Genomic DNA, 16,062 nt, shown 5'->3' on the forward strand with positions numbered 1-16,062 from the left:
TATGCTCCTGATTAGGCTTGCCAGGGACTCTGGAAACCGTCGGGTTTGATCACCAGCACATCCGTGCTGGCACGGGTTATCACGGATTCTGCGGTGGCGCCCAGCAGCAACCTTTCCGGCAGGTTGCGATGCACAGTGCCGACCACCAGCACATCCATCTTCTGTTCATCACAATATCTGGCCAGTGTTGGCGCTACCGGGCCGGACAGGATTGCCATCTGATCCGGGCCAAGTCCGTGGGCCGCACCGAATTGCAGGAAGCGTTCGCGGTAGAATTCGCGCACCTTGTCCATGCCGCCGCTGTAATCGGGGATCGCTTCCCCCACCAGCAGGATCAGGCTGTCGTCCATTTCATCCAGCACATGGCAGGCCCGCAAGGTACCGCCTAACTTGCTTGAAAACTGGCCTGCAGCATCAAGTACCTCGATTGCCAGGGGATCATTCGCCAGCTCCTCGCTGCCCGGATCCAGGGCGGCCAGTATTCTTGGGGAGGGCGACCACTGGCGGCCATGCACACACAGCACCGGGCAGGGCGCCTTGCGAATCAATTGCCAGTCCCGGGGCGTAAAAAGATGCCGGCGCAGGCCGCTCTCTTCGCTGGTATGGACAACCACCATGGCGGGTTGCAGGTCGAGGATGCTCTCGCGCAGGGCCGCCATGCTGTCTTTGTGCCACAAAATGGAAAGCTCGCAGCTATCCCTGTCTGTCAATTCACCGATCCGTTTCTGCCAGGCCTTATGGATCTGTGTGCGGGCGGCGTCCTGTCGTTGCTGGTCGACGCCAACGGCGCGCACCATGGCGGAGGAATAGGCATTGACCAGAACATGTAGCGGCGCCTTGGTGGAATCTGCTACCTGTCTGGCTTTGTGCAGGGCCGGCTGGGTGGCTTTCAGATCACTGTCGAGAATGGCCAGTACCGCAGCGCTCACAGGCTGGCTTCCATGCTTTGACGCTCGCCGCACAGGCTTTGTCGATCAAGGATTTCCACTTCGCGGCCTTCTACGCGCAGCCATTCATTCTGTTGAAAACGGGTAAAGATACGGCTGACAGTTTCCACCGCCAAGCCTAGATAGTTGGCGATGTCATAGCGGGACATGGGCAGGCGGAATGCGCGTTCGCTGAGCCCACGCCGCTGGTGTCGAGCTGACATGGAAAGTAGCAGTGAAGCCACCCGGTCATCGGCATTTTTTTTGCTGAGCAACATGTGAAGCTCACGGTCAGAGCGGATTTCATTACTCATCAAGCTGAAAAAATGATGCTGCAGAGAAGGAATACGCTGGGAGAGCGTTTCCAGCTTCGAAAAGGGGATCTCGCAGACGGTAGCGGTTTCCAGGGCTTTGGCATTGGACACATGGTGTGCGGTGCTGATGCCATCCATACCCAGTACTTCACCGGGCAGATAAAAGCCGGTGACCTGTTCGTCGCCTTCATCGCTGAGCACGTAGGTCTTCAGTGCGCCAGAACGAACCGCATAGACGGCCTGGAAATCATCCGCTGCGCGATACAGGTGCTCGCCGCGCTTCAGAGGGCGGCCCCGGTGAATGATGCGATCCAGCTCGTCGAGCTGTGCCGGCGCCACTGCCAGTGGGAGGCAGATGGGACTCAGGCTGCAATCATTGCAGGAAACATGTTGGGACACGATGCGTCTCCGGTTAATAGCTGCGTAATGCAAATTTCACCTTACAGTATAGGGCAGGGTGAACAACAAGCGAACAAGGTTCAAATGATGCGACTGAAACGGTTAATGGCCTCGTTCTGGGTATAACGATCAAACGGCATCACCAGGGCCCGGCTTACCAGCCGGCCCTGCTCGGTGATCACCAGCCGCTGCTTGTCCACGCGCACAAGGCCCTGATCCTCAAATTCCACCCAGGAGGCCAGGGCATCCACGAAGTAGTCCGGGAAATTGATTTGCCACTGCTCACTGAACAGATTCATGTCCACGTAAAGGTCGCACAGCAGGCGCATTATCAGGTCACGGCGCATCTGATCATCGCGATTGAGGAGATAGCCCTGCTCAATGGTGGACTGGGCCTGATCAATGGCATCGGACCAATGGCTTAATGATTTCATGTTCTGGGCATAAAGATTGCCGATCTGGCTGATGGCACTGACCCCGAAGCCCAGCAAATCCGCATCCCCGTGGAGGGTGTAGCCCTGAAAATTGCGGTGCAGAAGCCCGTTGCGCTGAGCGACGGCAATCTCGTCGCTTTCCAGCGCAAAGTGGTCCATACCAATAAAGGTATATCCGGCATCCTGAAGAATGCGCCCGGCACGCACGAACATGGACAGCTTTTCTTCCGGGCTGGGCAAGGCCATATCCGGTATCTGCCGCTGAATTTTGAAACGCGCGGGCAGGTGAGCGTAGTTGTAGAGCGAGATTCGTTCGGGCCGCAGCTCTGCAATCTGCTCGATGGTCCGGGCGAGGCTCGATTCAGACTGCCAGGGGAGGCCATAAATCAGGTCGGTGTTAATGGACTTGAAGCCGAAGTCCCGCGCCCAGCCCATGGTCTGACGAATCATCTCATAGGGTTGGACTCGATTGACCGCCTGCTGTACCCGCAAATCCAGATCCTGAACCCCGAGGCTGATGCGATTGAAGCCCAGGCCGCGAAGCAGCCCCAGACGGGCCTGGTCCACGGTGCGAGGGTCAATCTCGATGGCATAATCACCACGGTCATCTTCACGCAAGGTGAAGTGCCGGGCCATGTAGTACACCAGCTCGGTAATCTGGGCATCGCTGAGAAAGGTGGGGGTGCCGCCACCCCAGTGAATCTGGGTGACCGGCCTTTGGCTGTCGACCTGTTCAGCGCGCTGGCCGATTTCCTGCTTCAAACGTTTCAGGTATTCCGCCGCCCTGCCTCGGTTGGCGGTCACAACCCGGTTGCAGGCACAGTAATAGCAGACGGTGCTGCAAAACGGGATGTGCATATACAGCGACAGAGGCCGGCGAGCGGCATTGCCGGCAGCAATGGCTCCGGCAAAATCCGCCTCGCTGATTTCCTCATGAAACTGGGGAGCAGGGGGGTAAGAGGTGTATCGCGGTCCGGGACCGCCATACTGGCTGATCAATGTTTTGTCCCAGGTAGCCACGCCCGCTCTCCGGTTAAATGATTTCCGCCATTATTGCGGCCCCGGAATGGACTGTGTTGACCTGGATCAAGTCTCCGGCTGATGGTGATGGCTGTGTGTGTTTTTATCGACAGCACTATGGTGGCCGTGATGCGGCATCTGGCTCATGGACCAGGCCTGCCAGAAGAATACCAACGCCAGCAGAAACGTCAGTGATGCCGCCACTTTTGGCCAGATACCGTTGCGAAAATGCTGCAGTCGCGAGGCGATCACACCGGTAATGGCCACCGGGATCACGGTCACCACACCGAAAACCAGCATCACCAGGGCGCCAGCCAACGCGCTGCCAGCCGTAACGGCAAGCGTCAGGGCGGTATAAATCAGGCCACAGGGCAACAGGCCCCACAAGCCGCCCAACGCCAGCGCTTTCAGCGGGCGATCCACCGGGAGTAGCCGCCGGGTCAGGGGCTGTAATCGACGCCACAGCCCGGCCCCTATGCCTTCCAGTTTTTTCAGCCACACGCCTTGCCCGAGAAGATAACCACTGAGCAGCAGCATCAGAACGCCGGACAGGCTCAGCCCAATGGCCATGGAGGGACCAGGGAGCCAATCCAGCAGCACCTTGCCCAGCATGCCAGCCAGGGCGCCAAGTACCATATAGGTGGTCACCCTGCCGATACCGAAGAGTAGCTGCCATCCCCACAGCGACTTGCCCTGGCGGCGCGATTCCGGGATCGAGAAGGTGAGTGCGCTGCTGATACCGCCGCACATGCCGATACAATGGACGCTGCCGGCAGACGCCAGCAGAACCGCGCTGGCAAGCAGAGTCAGCAGGGCTTCGGGGCTCTCTGGCATCATGGGTTTCGCTCGTCGTCGTTATCTGCAGCCTCTTTGCTCGTGCCCGGGCGGCCTTTGCGCTGTTCACGGTCTTCGAACACTACCCGCCAGGAGGCATTGTCCAGATCATCAAACTGATCCTTGCGCAGGGCCCAGAACAGGGCCCAGATCGCCCCGGCCAGGAACAGCAATGCCAGTGGAATCAGGAGGAGGACGATTTCCATCGGGTAACTCGCGTCGCGTTGAGGGTGACCAGCAATGAGCTGGCAGACATGCCGATAGCCGCGGCCCAGGGCGGAATCCACCCGGCAACAGCAAAGGGCACCGCCAACACATTATAGAGCAGGGCCCAGGTGAGATTCTGGCGAATGGTGCGCCGGCAACGCCTGGCAAGGGCTGGCAGGGCCGCAATAGCATCCAGGTTATCCTTGAGCAGATACAGGCCTGCCGCCCGCTGGGCCAGACTGGTGGCGTTGGCCGTGGCCACGGATACATCCGCCGCCAGCATGGCCTGGGCATCATTGATGCCGTCACCCACCATCATTTGCGCTGTGTCCATTTGCAGCTCCTTGAGCCAGCGGGTCTTGTCAGCGGGCTGCATGCCGGCACGCCATTCCTCCAGCGATAACGCGCGGGCCACCGGCGCGGCAGCGGCATTGTTGTCGCCGGTTGCCATGCGCACAGCCAGGCCTTGCTGGTGAAGAGCTCGGGTTAACGCAGCGCTTTCTTCGCGAATGCTGTCCTGGAGCCACAAATACAGCTGCACAGCGCCGTCGCGGCTTAGCTGCAGACAGGTGGTGCCCGGGCGCGCCTGTTGCGGTGCGCCACTGATGCGCCATTGCTGACCGTGCAGGATACCGGTGATGCCATTGCCATCCGGCAGGATGTCTGCCATTTGCGGGTTGCGTGCAATGTCACGAAAGGCCTGGGCCAGCGGGTGAGGGTTGTTCCATTCCAGTGCGGCGACAATGGCAAGCAGGGCTGGCGTTTGCTCTTCACCGACAACCTGGGTATCCACCAACGAGAAACGTCCCAGCGTCAGCGTGCCGGTTTTATCGAAGAGCACCCCGCCGATATGGGGCAATCGCAGCAGCTGGCGGGGGGATGCCACCAGCACCCCTTCACGCAGCGCCGTGCCCAGGGTCGCCGAGAGAGTCAGAGGCACAGCCAGCGCCAGCGCGCATGGGCAAGTGATGACCAATACCGCCAGGGTGTGGTCGAAGGCCTCACCGGCACCGGCCGGCCAGTGCCACAGCAATGTAAAGGTGGCCAGCAGCAGCACGGCAGCGGTAAAGAGTGGGGCGATGCGGTGCCAGTCACGGATGACATCCAGCCGCTCCCGACTGGCAAGCTCCACCTGCTCGGCGATACGGGCAATCTGGCTATGGTCTGCGGCGCACTCTGCCTCCAGCGTGATGGACCCTTCCTGCAGCCGGGCTCCGGCCACCAGACGCGAATCCAGGCCACGGCTTATCGGCACCGATTCACCAGTCAGAGCCGCTTCATCGAAGGTGCCCTGGCCGTCGATGATACGGCCATCCACCGGCACCACATCGCCCTGAATCAGCAGCAATCGGTCGCCCGCTGTTACCTGCCTGAGACTGACCCATTGTGGCTGATCATCACTGAGACGCCGGACCGCACGGGGCAGGGTATCGCCAAGCCTCGCATAGCCGGCGTGTATGGCCTGGCGCTGACGGTGCTCCAGCCAGCGGCTGACCAGCAGGAAGAAAACGAACATGGCGGCGGAATCAAAGTAAACGTGGCTGCCGCCGGTGAACATGGCTACCAGGCTACCGCCCCAGGCCAGGAACAGCGCCAGGGCAATAGGGGTGTCCATGGTCAGGTTGCCATTGCGCAACCCGCGCCATGCGCCTTGAAAGAAGGGCCAGCCAGCATAGAAAACCACCGGCGTGGCGACAAAAAAACTGGCCAGGCGGAACACCCACTCGTAAACCGCATCCGAACCATCAAACACGCCGATATACAGGGCCATGGAGTACATCATGGCCTGCATGGCACCCAGGCCGGCCAGTATCAGTCTGCCCAGCAGGCGCTTGTGCTCGCGGCGGTTCGCAGCGGTGGCGGCAGGATCACCGGGCAGGCTCACGCCATAGCCCAGTTGCTGGATCCGGCGGGCGGTTTCCCGGGCTTGCGGTGCCCCCTGGTAGTCCACCGTCAATGTCATGCCCGCCAGATTGACGCTGGCGCGACTGACCCCCGGTTGTGTGGACAGGGCTTTCTCGATTAGCCAGCTGCAGGCCGCACAGGTCAGGCCGCTGAGTTGCAGCTGCAGGCGTTCGCCGTCAGGCAGCGAAGTACAGTGGGGCGCCAGCAGGTCGGGGATCTCGAACAGTGCCAGATCCAGTTCTGCCCGGCGCGCATCCGGCGCCGGTGCTTCGTCCTGTCGAATCCGGTAGTAGTCATCCAGCCCCATCCCGTAAACGGTTTCGATGGCCGCAGCACATCCCGGGCAGCAAGCATCACGGTTTCCCTCCGGGGTGCGGGCGGAGAAGGCGCCAGACGGTGCAGGTTGGCCGCAGTGCCAGCAGGGTGGGGTGAGGCTCTGGTTCATGGCGTGGCAACGTGCCCCAGGCGCACACTGCCGTCTTCAATGCTGCCGCTCTGGTAAAGACGCCAATGCCCCTCAGGCGTGGAGGCGGTAGCGATATAACGGCCCGATGAGGGAAGGATGCCGTCGCTACGAAAAACGCCATTGCCCTGATGGTGGAATGTCAGCAACACATCCTTTTCCTTGAGGGTGGGGTGGCGCAGCGCCACGGTAATAACGTCTGGCGCGGGGATTCCGGCGTCGCTGGTAAGCCTTGCCTGAACCCCGGCGCCCACCTGGGACATCACCAGACCAATACCCAGCCGTGTGGCAATCTGTTCCTGTTCCACGGAACGGTTAATGCCCCGGCCTTCCTTGTACCACTCGTCGACCACCGGAGCGTCTGCATTGATGACGGCGATATACAGGGTAGTCAGGCCGGCAATCACTGAACTGGCTGGCAGCAAAATGGCCAGCCACAGCAGCGGGTAGCGATACCAGGGGCGATCATCAACGTGGGGTGATGAAACGGGATTCATGCTGTTTCTCCAGGTCCGGGTCGTCCAGTGACCTTACTGAAAACCAGATGGTGGATGACGGCATTTCCACCTCGTAGGGGTCATAACTCACTGTCACTGGCAGGGACAGGTGCTGTCCGGGCTGAATGGTAAACTCGGTGCGGTTTTCCATGCGCAGCCCTTCAGGGCCTTCCAGGCTCAGTGTATAACGATGGGCGTTCTGGCCCTTGTTGAGAATTTCCAGGCGATAGACATTCTCTACGCGACCACTACTGGCAACCCGGAAAAGCTGATTACGATCGCGCAGTACATCTACCTGCAAGGGCACACGGTTATAGAGCGTCACCATGAACAGGGTAGCCATGGCCAGCAAGACGATGCCATAACCGATCAACCGGGGCCGCAGCACCCGGGATTCCTTCCCCTCAAGCGCATTCTCGGTGGTATAGCGGATCAAGCCCCGGGGCTTATCGATGTGATCCATGACATCGTCGCAGGCATCAATACAGGCCGCGCAGGTAATGCATTCGTATTGAAGTCCATCGCGGATATCAATGCCCGTCGGGCAGACCTGAACACACATTCCGCAGTCAATGCAGTCGCCTTTTTCGACAGCCTGAGGCGTCTGAGTGCGCTTCTTGCTGCCTCGGCCACGGGGCTCGCCGCGCTCTTCGTCATAGGAAACGATGAGCGTTTCACGGTCGAACATGACGCTCTGGAAGCGGGCATAGGGGCACATATACAGGCACACCTGCTCGCGCATGAAACCCGCGTTCATATAGGTGGCAACGGTAAAGAACCCGACCCAGAACAATTCCCAGCCACCCCATTCAAAACTGAAAATACGGACAGTCAGATCGGTAATCGGGGAGAAATAGCCGACAAAGGAGAGCCCGGTAAGAAAGGCCAGCGCCAGCCACATCACATGTTTACTGCCACGGCGGAGCAACTTGCTCATGGACCAGGGTGCCTCGTCCATTTTTATGCGGCTGTGCCGGTCGCCTTCACAAAGTTGCTCTATCCACTGGAAAAAGCGGGTCCAGGTCGTCTGCGGGCAGACATACCCGCAATAAACGCGCCCGGCCAGAACCGTGAAAAAAAACAGCGCGAAGGCGGCAATGATCAACGCCCAGGAAAGAAACAGGAAATCCTGCGGCCAGAGGGTCAGGCCAAAAATATGAAACTGCCGGTTAGGCAGATCAAACAGCACCGCTTGCTGGCCATCCCAGCGAATCCAGGGCAGGGCAAGATAGAGTCCCATGGTGCTGATAATGCTGAAATCGCGAATACGCTGAAAACGGCCAGTGATGGATTTCACCTGGATCCGTTTACGCTTGGCATAGAGGCTGATGGGCCCTTGTGCGTGCGGGCTGTCATCAACGGTTTTAATGCGGTCGCGCTCACTCATTACGCACCTCGAAGACTGCTGGCGTGATCCGCCGACACGGCCTGTCGCAGCCTTTTGCAGGCTGCGACAATGGCCCTGACGTTACGGGGCTGGCTTGTTGGACAGGCTGTAAACGTAGGTCGCAATGACATGAATCTTTTCTTCAGTGAGCAGATTCTCATGCTTGGGCATTTCCCCTTTGCGCCCTTCGCGAATGGTGGTTTCGATGTCCTCCAGGCGTGGACCGTAAAGCCAGGTGGTGTCTGTCAGATTGGGCGCTCCCATGGCCTGAATGCCTTTGCCATCCTGCCCATGGCAGGCGGCACAGACTGCGAATTTTGGCTTCGCGCGCTCAATGGCGGCGGCCTTATCCGCATCCTTGGCCAGATTCGGGCGGCTCAGGCTTTGCACATAGATGGCCATGTCGCGCACGGCCTTGTCGGTGTTACCGATAGCCGCGGCCATGGGCGGCATCATGCCGGTGCGGCCCTGGGCAATACTGGCAATAATCTGCTTGGGTTCACCGCCATACAGCCAGTCATCATCCGCCAGGTTCGGGTAGCCCTTGGCACCGCGGGCATCCGAGCCATGACAAATGGCGCAGTTGTTGGCAAACAGACGACCACCCACGGCCAGAGCTTCCGGGTACTCGATCAGTTCATCCACAGGGACCTTGGCAAACTGCTCAAACAACGGATCGGTCTGCCGCGCCACCAGGGCGACTTCCTTTTCGTATTGCAGTGTGCTGCTCCAGTTCAGCAGACCCTGATACTTGCCCAGACCGGGATAGAGCACCAGATATACACAGGCGAAGATCAATGTGCCGATAAACAGGAACAGCCACCAGCGGGGAAGCGGGGCATTGCGTTCCTGAATACCGTCAAAGCTGTGGCCGGTGGTTTCCTTGGCCGCTTCCTCGGGAGAGATCTGATTGTTCCACAACAACAGGCCCGCACAGCCGAGCAGATTGATGGCAACGATAATGATGATGAACCAGCTCCAGAAATCACTCATTGCTCGTCCCTCTCTTTGCGGCGGTCAGCCTCAAGGGCCATGTGTGAGAGTTTTTCGTAGTCTTTCTTGCGGCTGGGGCGATACACCCAGAGGGTCATCGCCATAAAAGCGACGAAGAAGACCAGCGTAAACAGGGCTTGAAAGCTCATTGTGCTACCTCCTTACGTTCCTGGCCCAGGGAAAGCAGATAGGCCACCAGGGCATCCTCTTCCGTGGCATCGGCCCATTCCCCCTCGATCTTGTTCAGCTGCTCGGCAATGTCCTGGTCGGTATAAGGCACACCAAAGGTGTCCTTGAACAAGCGCAGGGTTCGCTCGGTGTCGCGCCAGTCCACGAGATTTTCCTGCAACCAGGGGTAGGCCGGCATATTGGATTCCGGTACCACCTGGCGGGGATCACGCAGATGCTCACGGTGCCACTGATCGGTGATCGGGCGCAGGCCGACACGGGCCAGATCCGGCCCGGTGCGCTTGGAGCCCCACAGGAACGGATGCTCCCAGACATCTTCGCCGGCCACGGAGTAGGCGCCATAGCGTTCGGTCTCTGCACGCAGGGGGCGCACCATCTGCGTATGGCAGACGTGGCAGCCTTCGCGGATATAGATGTCACGACCTTCCATTTCCAGAGCCGTGTAAGGCTCCAGACTTTCCAGCGGCTCAGTGGTGGCCTTCTGCCAGAACAGCGGCACGATTTCCGCCAGGCCACCGAAACTCACCGCAATCAATGTCAGCACAATCATCAGGCCGACATTCTTTTCCACTCTTTCATGGGCATTGGACATGTCGGTCTCCTCAGGCAGCCTGCAGCACGTTGTCGTCGCCATGGGTATCGCGCTCGGCAACGATGGTCTTGTAGACGTTGACAGCCATCAGCACCATGCCGGCGAAGAAAACCACCCCGCCGAGCAGGCGGATGGCGTAGAACGGTTGCCGTTCTACCAGCTCCTGCACGAAGTTGTAGGTGAGGGTGCCGTCCGCATTCACTGCCCGCCACATCAGGCCCTGCATGATGCCGGACACCCACATGGAAGCGATGTACAGCACCGTACCGATGGTGCTCAGCCAGAAGTGGGCATTGATCCAGCCGATGGAGTACATCTGCTTCCGATCAAACAAGCGGGGAATCATCACGTAGATAGCACCGATGGTAATCATGGCCACCCAGCCCAGCGCACCGGAATGCACATGGCCGATGGTCCAGTCGGTATTGTGGCTGAGCGCGTTGACGGTCTTGATGGACATCATCGGCCCTTCGAAGGTGCTCATGCCGTAGAAGGAGAGGGCGACGATCATGAAGCGGATGATCGGATCCGTGCGCAACTTATGCCAGGCACCGGACAGGGTCATCATGCCGTTGATCATGCCGCCCCAGCTGGGCGCCAACAGCACAATGGAGAACGCCATACCCACAGACTGCGCCCAGTCTGGCAGGGAAGAGTAGTGCAGGTGATGCGGGCCGGCCCACATGTACACGGCGATCAGGGCCCAGAAATGCACAATGGAAAGACGGTAGGAATATACCGGGCGCTGGGCCTGTACCGGCACGTAGTAATACATCATGCCCAGGAAGCCTGCGGTCAGGAAAAAGCCCACCGCATTGTGCCCGTACCACCACTGCACCATGGCATCGATGGACCCGGAGTAGACCGAGTAGGATTTCATCGCCGATACGGGAATGGCGATATTATTGATCACATGGAGCAGCGCCACCGCAATGATGAAGGCCCCGTAGAACCAGTTCGCTACGTAAATATGGGGTTGTTTACGCCGGGCAATGGTGGCGAAGAACACGATGGCATAGGCCACCCAGACCAGGGTGATCAGGATGTCGATGGGCCATTCCAGCTCTGCGTATTCCTTGCTGCTGGTGTAGCCCATGGGCAGGGTGATGGCCGCGGCCACAATCACCGCCTGCCAGCCCCAGAAGCTGAAAGCGGCCAGCTTGGGAAACGCCAGGGTGGCCTGGCAGGTTCGCTGCACCACGTAGTAGCTGGTGCCGATGAGGGCAGAGCCGCCAAAGGCAAAAATTACCGCGTTGGTGTGCAGTGGCCGTAACCGGCCGAAACTGAACCAGGGTAACTCGAAATTGAGGACTGGCCAGGCAAGCTGGGCGGCGATGATCACCCCCACCAGCATACCTACAATCCCCCATACAACCGACATGATGGTGAATTGCCGTACCACCGTGTAGTTGTAAGAGGGTGAAACCGCTGAGTTTTCCATTTGCGTTCCCTTCCGAATGATGCGCCGGGAGACGATACCAAGCGTGTTCCCCGGCTTTCTTGATATAGATCAACTGCGCCGTTCGTAACCCTGGGACAAAATGTCTCACCCATCCTTGGATAGGTACACTGCCTTTGTGGTCACTTTTGGCGCAGTCGTCAACCGTCGGAAGGAAACGTTGCGGATTTAGACCCTCTTTTGGAAAAGTGAAAGCACCAGCGCAGTGAGCGCCGGCAGGAAAGTGATGGTCACAATGGCGGTGCCGAGCAACCCGAACAGGACAATCGCCCCGACACCCTGATAGAGCTCAGTGCCCTCACCGGGGATCAGCACCAGCGGCGCCAGGCCACAGACCGTGGTGATGGTGGTCATGGCGATGGGGCGCAACCGTGAGGCGACGGCCTCGTTCACTGCGTCCACAGCACTCATGGCATTCTCGCGGAAATTCAGCGTCGCCTGATGCACGATCAGGATCGGATTATTCACCACCGTGCCCATCAAAATCAGGAAGCCGAGCATGGTGATCATGTCGAACGGCTGGGTCAGTGGCGGCAACCCAAGCACAGGCAGTAATGCGCCCACCCCGTTCATCATCGCCAGGCCCAGCAGGCCGCTGGCAATGCCCAGCGGGATTGTGGTCATGATCAGCAGTGGAAAACCCCAGTGGGTAAAAATGGCCACCAGCAACAGGTAAACCAGCATCAGCGCCACGACATAATTGCTGGACAGGGATTCCTGGGTAGCCTGCAACTGGTCGCTGGCGCCGGACAGGGTGATGCTGATGGTGTCCGGAATCTCGCCGGCATCACGCAGTTGCTGAATCATTCCACGCACCCGGCTGACCCCGGTTTCCAGGGCGACGCCCCGGGGCGGGATGATATTCAGGGTGACCGTACGCCGGCCGTTGACCCGTCGCACCACACTGGTGTCCACGGTTTCTTTCAGGGTTGCCAGGGACGACAACGGCACCGTTGCTCCGATAGGCGTATGGACCGGCAAGCCGGGGAGGGCGGCCAGCTCCGGCCGGGTGCCGGTACGGTGGCTGTAGGCATAGATGTCGATCTTGTCGTCACCCAGGAAAAATTCATCCAGATAGGCGCCATCGGTAAGCGCGGCCACGGTAAAGCCCAGGTCTTCGGTGGAAAACTGTACTTCGGCGGCACGGTTCCAGCGCGGATGGACTTCGATCAGCGGCTGGGCCAGGGACAGGCTGGCGGGCTGGGACTGGATGCGCGGGTTATCAAAGACCTGCTCGGCCTCACGCTCCAGCCTTGACGCCACCGTGTAGATTTCCGCCAGATCCGCCCCGGCCACATCCAGCGTCACGCTGCGGGTGCCGCCGTCGTTACTGGAAATGATCGATCCGCGAGCCGCAAAGGCGCCCATGCCCGGGTAGCGCTGATAGACCTCGGTGATGGCATCCATCATCGCTTCCATGTGTGCCGGGTCCACCGGCTCGGCGATGATGCGCAGACGCTCCGCATCCACGCCCATATTCACATACTTCATTGGCGGCCTGGCCAGTTCGCCCGACTCGTAGTCCGCCGGGTCGGCGCCCACCAGCGGCAAGAATTCTGCTTCCACCTCGTCGGCGATGGCTTTCATGGTGCTGAGGTTGTAACCCGGCGGCGCACTCATGCTGGCAAAGGTTTTCGGTTCCTCACCCTCGGGTAAATATTCCGCTGGCGGCGTCAGGAACAGCACAATGGCGCCCCCCATCAACAGGGTTGCCAGCAGGGTAGTCACCTGCCGGGGCCGGCTACTGGAGAGGCGATCGGAAAGGCGGTGCAGGGCGGTCATCCAGCGGCTGTGCTGGCCGTCATGGGCGACCACCGCACTGAAGTCGAGCCGGGCGGAGAGGGTGGGAATCACCGTCATGGCCACCAGCATGGAGACCAGTATCGACGCGGATACGGCAATGGCGATATCGGAGTAAAGCTGGCCGGCCTCTTCCTGAATAAACACCACAGGCAGAAATACCAGCACCGTGGTCATGGTGGAGGCGAACACCGCCGGCCATACCTTCTGGATGCCGCTCACCGCCGCGCGAAAGCGATCCAGCCCCTTGCGCCGTTCCATTTCGATGCTTTCCAGCACCACGATGGAATTATCCAGGGTCATGCCGATGGCAAAGGCGATCCCGGCCAGGGAAATCACATTGATGGTGCGCCCGGCCACCAGCAGGCCCAGAAACGCCGCAATGGTGCAGATGGGAATACCGATCACGCCCACGGCGGTGATCTTCACCGAGCGCAGAAACAGGAACATGACCAGGGTGGCGAACACCGCACCGATGGCCAGATTGGTCCACACGTTGGCCACCGAGGCTTCCACGTAGCGCACATCATCGGCGATCAGCGCCATACGCATGCCCGCCGGCTCCAGCACCTCCCGGTTGATCTGCACCACTTGATCAAACATGGCGTACTTGATGTCGATGACATTGGAGCCGGTTTCCCGGCGCACCGCCAGGCTGATTACCGGTTCGCCATTGACCCGTGACAGGCTGCGAACCGGGAAGTGATCGAGCACCACGGTTGCCACGTCTTTCAGGCGCACCAGGGAATCGCCGCTGCGGACCAGAATCAGTTCATTGAGGCTGTCGATATCCTTGAAGCGGCCCACCGTGCGCAGTAAATAACGCCGCTTGCCGCTTTCCAGCTCGCCACCGGATACATCCCGGTTGCGTTCACGCAGGGCATCGCGCACATCCACCACACTGAGCCCGAACTGGGCCAGCTTCTGCGCATCCAGCAGTAGCTGAACCTGCCGTTCGGCACCGCCGCGCACTTCCACCTGGGATACCCCGGCCACGCTCTCCATGCGCGAGCGGACTTCGTCGTCGATGAAGTCCTGCATCATGTCCATGTCGAGCCCGCGCGGATTATCAGGCAGGGGAGAGACGCGGTAATACATGAAGGCGTTGCTGGAAAACGAGCTGGACAGAATGCGCGGCTGATCTACGTTGTCGGGATAGGCAGGGACCTGACTGAGGGCGTTATTCACCCGGATCAGTGCGTCGGTGATATCCACGCCGAAGGGAAATTCCAGTTCTATTTCTGCCTCGCCGCTGCCCGCGGAGGAGGTCATCCGTCGCAGGTTGGGAAGGTTGCGCAGGTATTCTTCCTGCTCAATGAGGATTTCCTTTTCCACATCCTGAGGCGTGGCACCGGGCCAGCTTGTCACCACGGAAATGGTGCGGACTTCCAGGTCCGGTATCATCTGCACCGGGATGCGCAGTGCGGCGAGAACGCCGAGGAGGGTGATGATCAGCACCACGACGGTCATCAGGGTGCCATGGCGGACGATCCTCTCGAACATTATTCCACCACCCGGATCTGATCACCCTCGCGCAGACTTTCGTTGCCGCGCACGACCACGCGATCGCCGCGCTTCAGGCCTTCGAGAACGGAAGCTTGTGGTGACTGGCCTGACGCGACTTTGACTACCTTGCGACGTGCGACCAGGTCATCACCGTTACCCTCCGCAAGCCAGACCGTCACATTACCCTGACTGTCACGGAGCAGGGCGTCTCGGGGAACCGTGGGGCCTGCATTCGCTGACAGCATCGCTAGCCGGCCATTGACCGCCATCCCCGGGGTCAGCCCTTTTTCGTCAATGCTGGCCCGCACCGTAAAGGTTCTCGCGGTGGGGTCGTTTACCGGAACAATAGCGGTGATTTTCGCGCCCATGGGCTTGTTGTCTTCATCGTCCAGCCAGACATCAAGGCCGGTATCTCGGGAAATCTGCGGAAAATAACGCTGTGGCACGGCAAAATCCGCGTGCAGCTCATCGCTGCCTACCAGCTCGAACACGGTGCTGCCCGGAGTGAGCCATTCGCCCACCTCGGTGAGTTTTGCGCTGATAACACCGCCAAAAGGGGCTCTCAGGGTATGCCGCTCAAGCAGCGCCTGCTGGCGTGCCACCTCGGCCTGGCTGGCTGCCAGGGATGACTTGGCCACCTGAACCTCGGATTCCAGGCTGCGCACCTCACTGGCAGCGATGCTACGCTTGGCGACGAGGCTATTGGCTTCTTCGAGACGTCGGCGGGCATCGGCCAGGGTGGCCTGTTGCTGCTGATAATTGGCCCTGGCGCGTTGCAGCTCCAGGCGATTCAGCTCCGCATCAAGTTCAATCAGCGGCGCACCGGCGTCCACCTGATCACCGATATCCACGAGCAGTTTGCTCACCAGCCCGGATACCGACGAGGAAAGCCGGGCGGCACGATCCGCCACCAGGGTGCCGCTCACCAACAATGCATCCTGGGAGCGCGACAAACTCACAGTTGCCACGGAGACAGGCTTGCGATCATCCGCCAGTGCAGGAACGGCGAATGACATGAGAAGAACAACCCGGAAGAGAAAGTGAAATGGCAGGGACAGTGACGGCATACGTGTCCTTGTTGGTTATTTTCAGATTCAATCTTGATTCGTAGTCTAGCAGGGCCAAAGGCAAGTCCGG

14 protein-coding genes are annotated in these 16,062 nt (G+C 59.8%); all 14 read right to left on the minus strand.

The window, feature by feature from the left end:
• Positions 1–11 precede the first annotated feature (11 nt).
• Positions 12–929, minus strand: a complete 918-nt coding sequence (locus Q0Y02_RS02145; protein WP_297763729.1) for a universal stress protein — start codon at positions 927–929, stop codon at positions 12–14.
• Complete coding sequence (fnr, locus tag Q0Y02_RS02150; RefSeq protein WP_297763732.1) at positions 926–1,672, minus strand: fumarate/nitrate reduction transcriptional regulator Fnr; 747 nt, start codon at positions 1,670–1,672, stop codon at positions 926–928. Before fnr ends, Q0Y02_RS02145 begins: the two co-directional genes overlap by 4 nt.
• A 47-nt stretch (positions 1,673–1,719) precedes the next feature.
• Entirely contained in the window at positions 1,720–3,093 is a 1,374-nt protein-coding gene (gene hemN, locus Q0Y02_RS02155) for an oxygen-independent coproporphyrinogen III oxidase (protein WP_297763735.1), read from the minus strand.
• Positions 3,094–3,159: 66 nt separating this feature from the next.
• The gene (locus Q0Y02_RS02160) at positions 3,160–3,930 is read right to left on the minus strand and encodes a sulfite exporter TauE/SafE family protein (RefSeq protein WP_297763739.1); all 771 of its coding nucleotides are present in this window, start codon (positions 3,928–3,930) and stop codon (positions 3,160–3,162) included.
• The gene (gene ccoS, locus Q0Y02_RS02165; RefSeq protein ID WP_297763741.1) at positions 3,927–4,133 is read right to left on the minus strand and encodes a cbb3-type cytochrome oxidase assembly protein CcoS; all 207 of its coding nucleotides are present in this window, start codon (positions 4,131–4,133) and stop codon (positions 3,927–3,929) included. The genes Q0Y02_RS02160 and ccoS overlap by 4 nt, the downstream gene beginning before the upstream one ends.
• Positions 4,112–6,484 (minus strand): heavy metal translocating P-type ATPase, encoded by a 2,373-nt coding sequence (locus tag Q0Y02_RS02170; RefSeq protein WP_297763744.1) that lies wholly within the window; start codon positions 6,482–6,484, stop codon positions 4,112–4,114. The genes ccoS and Q0Y02_RS02170 overlap by 22 nt, the downstream gene beginning before the upstream one ends.
• Complete coding sequence (locus tag Q0Y02_RS02175; RefSeq protein ID WP_297763746.1) at positions 6,481–6,999, minus strand: FixH family protein; 519 nt, start codon at positions 6,997–6,999, stop codon at positions 6,481–6,483. Before Q0Y02_RS02175 ends, Q0Y02_RS02170 begins: the two co-directional genes overlap by 4 nt.
• Positions 6,971–8,386, minus strand: coding sequence for a cytochrome c oxidase accessory protein CcoG (gene ccoG / locus Q0Y02_RS02180; RefSeq protein WP_297763748.1), 1,416 nt, complete (start codon positions 8,384–8,386; stop codon positions 6,971–6,973). The genes Q0Y02_RS02175 and ccoG overlap by 29 nt, the downstream gene beginning before the upstream one ends.
• 81 nt (positions 8,387–8,467) lie before the next feature.
• A complete protein-coding gene (gene ccoP, locus Q0Y02_RS02185; RefSeq protein WP_297763750.1) occupies positions 8,468–9,379 on the minus strand; it encodes a cytochrome-c oxidase, cbb3-type subunit III in 912 nt (303 codons plus the stop codon).
• Complete coding sequence (locus Q0Y02_RS02190) at positions 9,376–9,528, minus strand: cbb3-type cytochrome c oxidase subunit 3 (protein WP_297763753.1); 153 nt, start codon at positions 9,526–9,528, stop codon at positions 9,376–9,378. Before Q0Y02_RS02190 ends, ccoP begins: the two co-directional genes overlap by 4 nt.
• Positions 9,525–10,160 (minus strand): cytochrome-c oxidase, cbb3-type subunit II, encoded by a 636-nt coding sequence (gene ccoO / locus Q0Y02_RS02195; protein ID WP_297763756.1) that lies wholly within the window; start codon positions 10,158–10,160, stop codon positions 9,525–9,527. The genes Q0Y02_RS02190 and ccoO overlap by 4 nt, the downstream gene beginning before the upstream one ends.
• Before the next feature lie 10 nt (positions 10,161–10,170).
• A complete protein-coding gene (gene ccoN / locus Q0Y02_RS02200) occupies positions 10,171–11,601 on the minus strand; it encodes a cytochrome-c oxidase, cbb3-type subunit I (protein ID WP_297763760.1) in 1,431 nt (476 codons plus the stop codon).
• 186 nt (positions 11,602–11,787) lie between these two features.
• Positions 11,788–14,922, minus strand: a complete 3,135-nt coding sequence (locus tag Q0Y02_RS02205) for an efflux RND transporter permease subunit (protein ID WP_297763763.1) — start codon at positions 14,920–14,922, stop codon at positions 11,788–11,790.
• On the minus strand, positions 14,922–15,941 hold the full coding sequence (locus Q0Y02_RS02210) for an efflux RND transporter periplasmic adaptor subunit (RefSeq protein ID WP_297763766.1): 1,020 nt from the start codon (positions 15,939–15,941) through the stop codon (positions 14,922–14,924). Before Q0Y02_RS02210 ends, Q0Y02_RS02205 begins: the two co-directional genes overlap by 1 nt.
• Positions 15,942–16,062: the final 121 nt, after the last annotated feature.

The sequence above is a fragment of the uncultured Alcanivorax sp. genome, from assembly GCF_947258575.1.
Lineage (GTDB): Bacteria > Pseudomonadota > Gammaproteobacteria > Pseudomonadales > Alcanivoracaceae > Alcanivorax.

Coding starts and splice junctions, on each gene's coding strand:
- Q0Y02_RS02210 (WP_297763766.1), bottom strand. CDS start 15,941: ATGTCATTCGCCGTTCCTGCACTGGCGGATGATCGCAAGCCTGTCTCC.
- Q0Y02_RS02190 (WP_297763753.1), bottom strand. CDS start 9,528: ATGAGCTTTCAAGCCCTGTTTACGCTGGTCTTCTTCGTCGCTTTTATG.
- Q0Y02_RS02170 (WP_297763744.1), bottom strand. CDS start 6,484: ATGAACCAGAGCCTCACCCCACCCTGCTGGCACTGCGGCCAACCTGCA.
- ccoP (WP_297763750.1), bottom strand. CDS start 9,379: ATGAGTGATTTCTGGAGCTGGTTCATCATCATTATCGTTGCCATCAAT.
- Q0Y02_RS02175 (WP_297763746.1), bottom strand. CDS start 6,999: ATGAATCCCGTTTCATCACCCCACGTTGATGATCGCCCCTGGTATCGC.
- Q0Y02_RS02205 (WP_297763763.1), bottom strand. CDS start 14,922: ATGTTCGAGAGGATCGTCCGCCATGGCACCCTGATGACCGTCGTGGTG.
- ccoS (WP_297763741.1), bottom strand. CDS start 4,133: ATGGAAATCGTCCTCCTCCTGATTCCACTGGCATTGCTGTTCCTGGCC.
- ccoN (WP_297763760.1), bottom strand. CDS start 11,601: ATGGAAAACTCAGCGGTTTCACCCTCTTACAACTACACGGTGGTACGG.
- ccoO (WP_297763756.1), bottom strand. CDS start 10,160: ATGTCCAATGCCCATGAAAGAGTGGAAAAGAATGTCGGCCTGATGATT.
- Q0Y02_RS02160 (WP_297763739.1), bottom strand. CDS start 3,930: ATGATGCCAGAGAGCCCCGAAGCCCTGCTGACTCTGCTTGCCAGCGCG.
- ccoG (WP_297763748.1), bottom strand. CDS start 8,386: ATGAGTGAGCGCGACCGCATTAAAACCGTTGATGACAGCCCGCACGCA.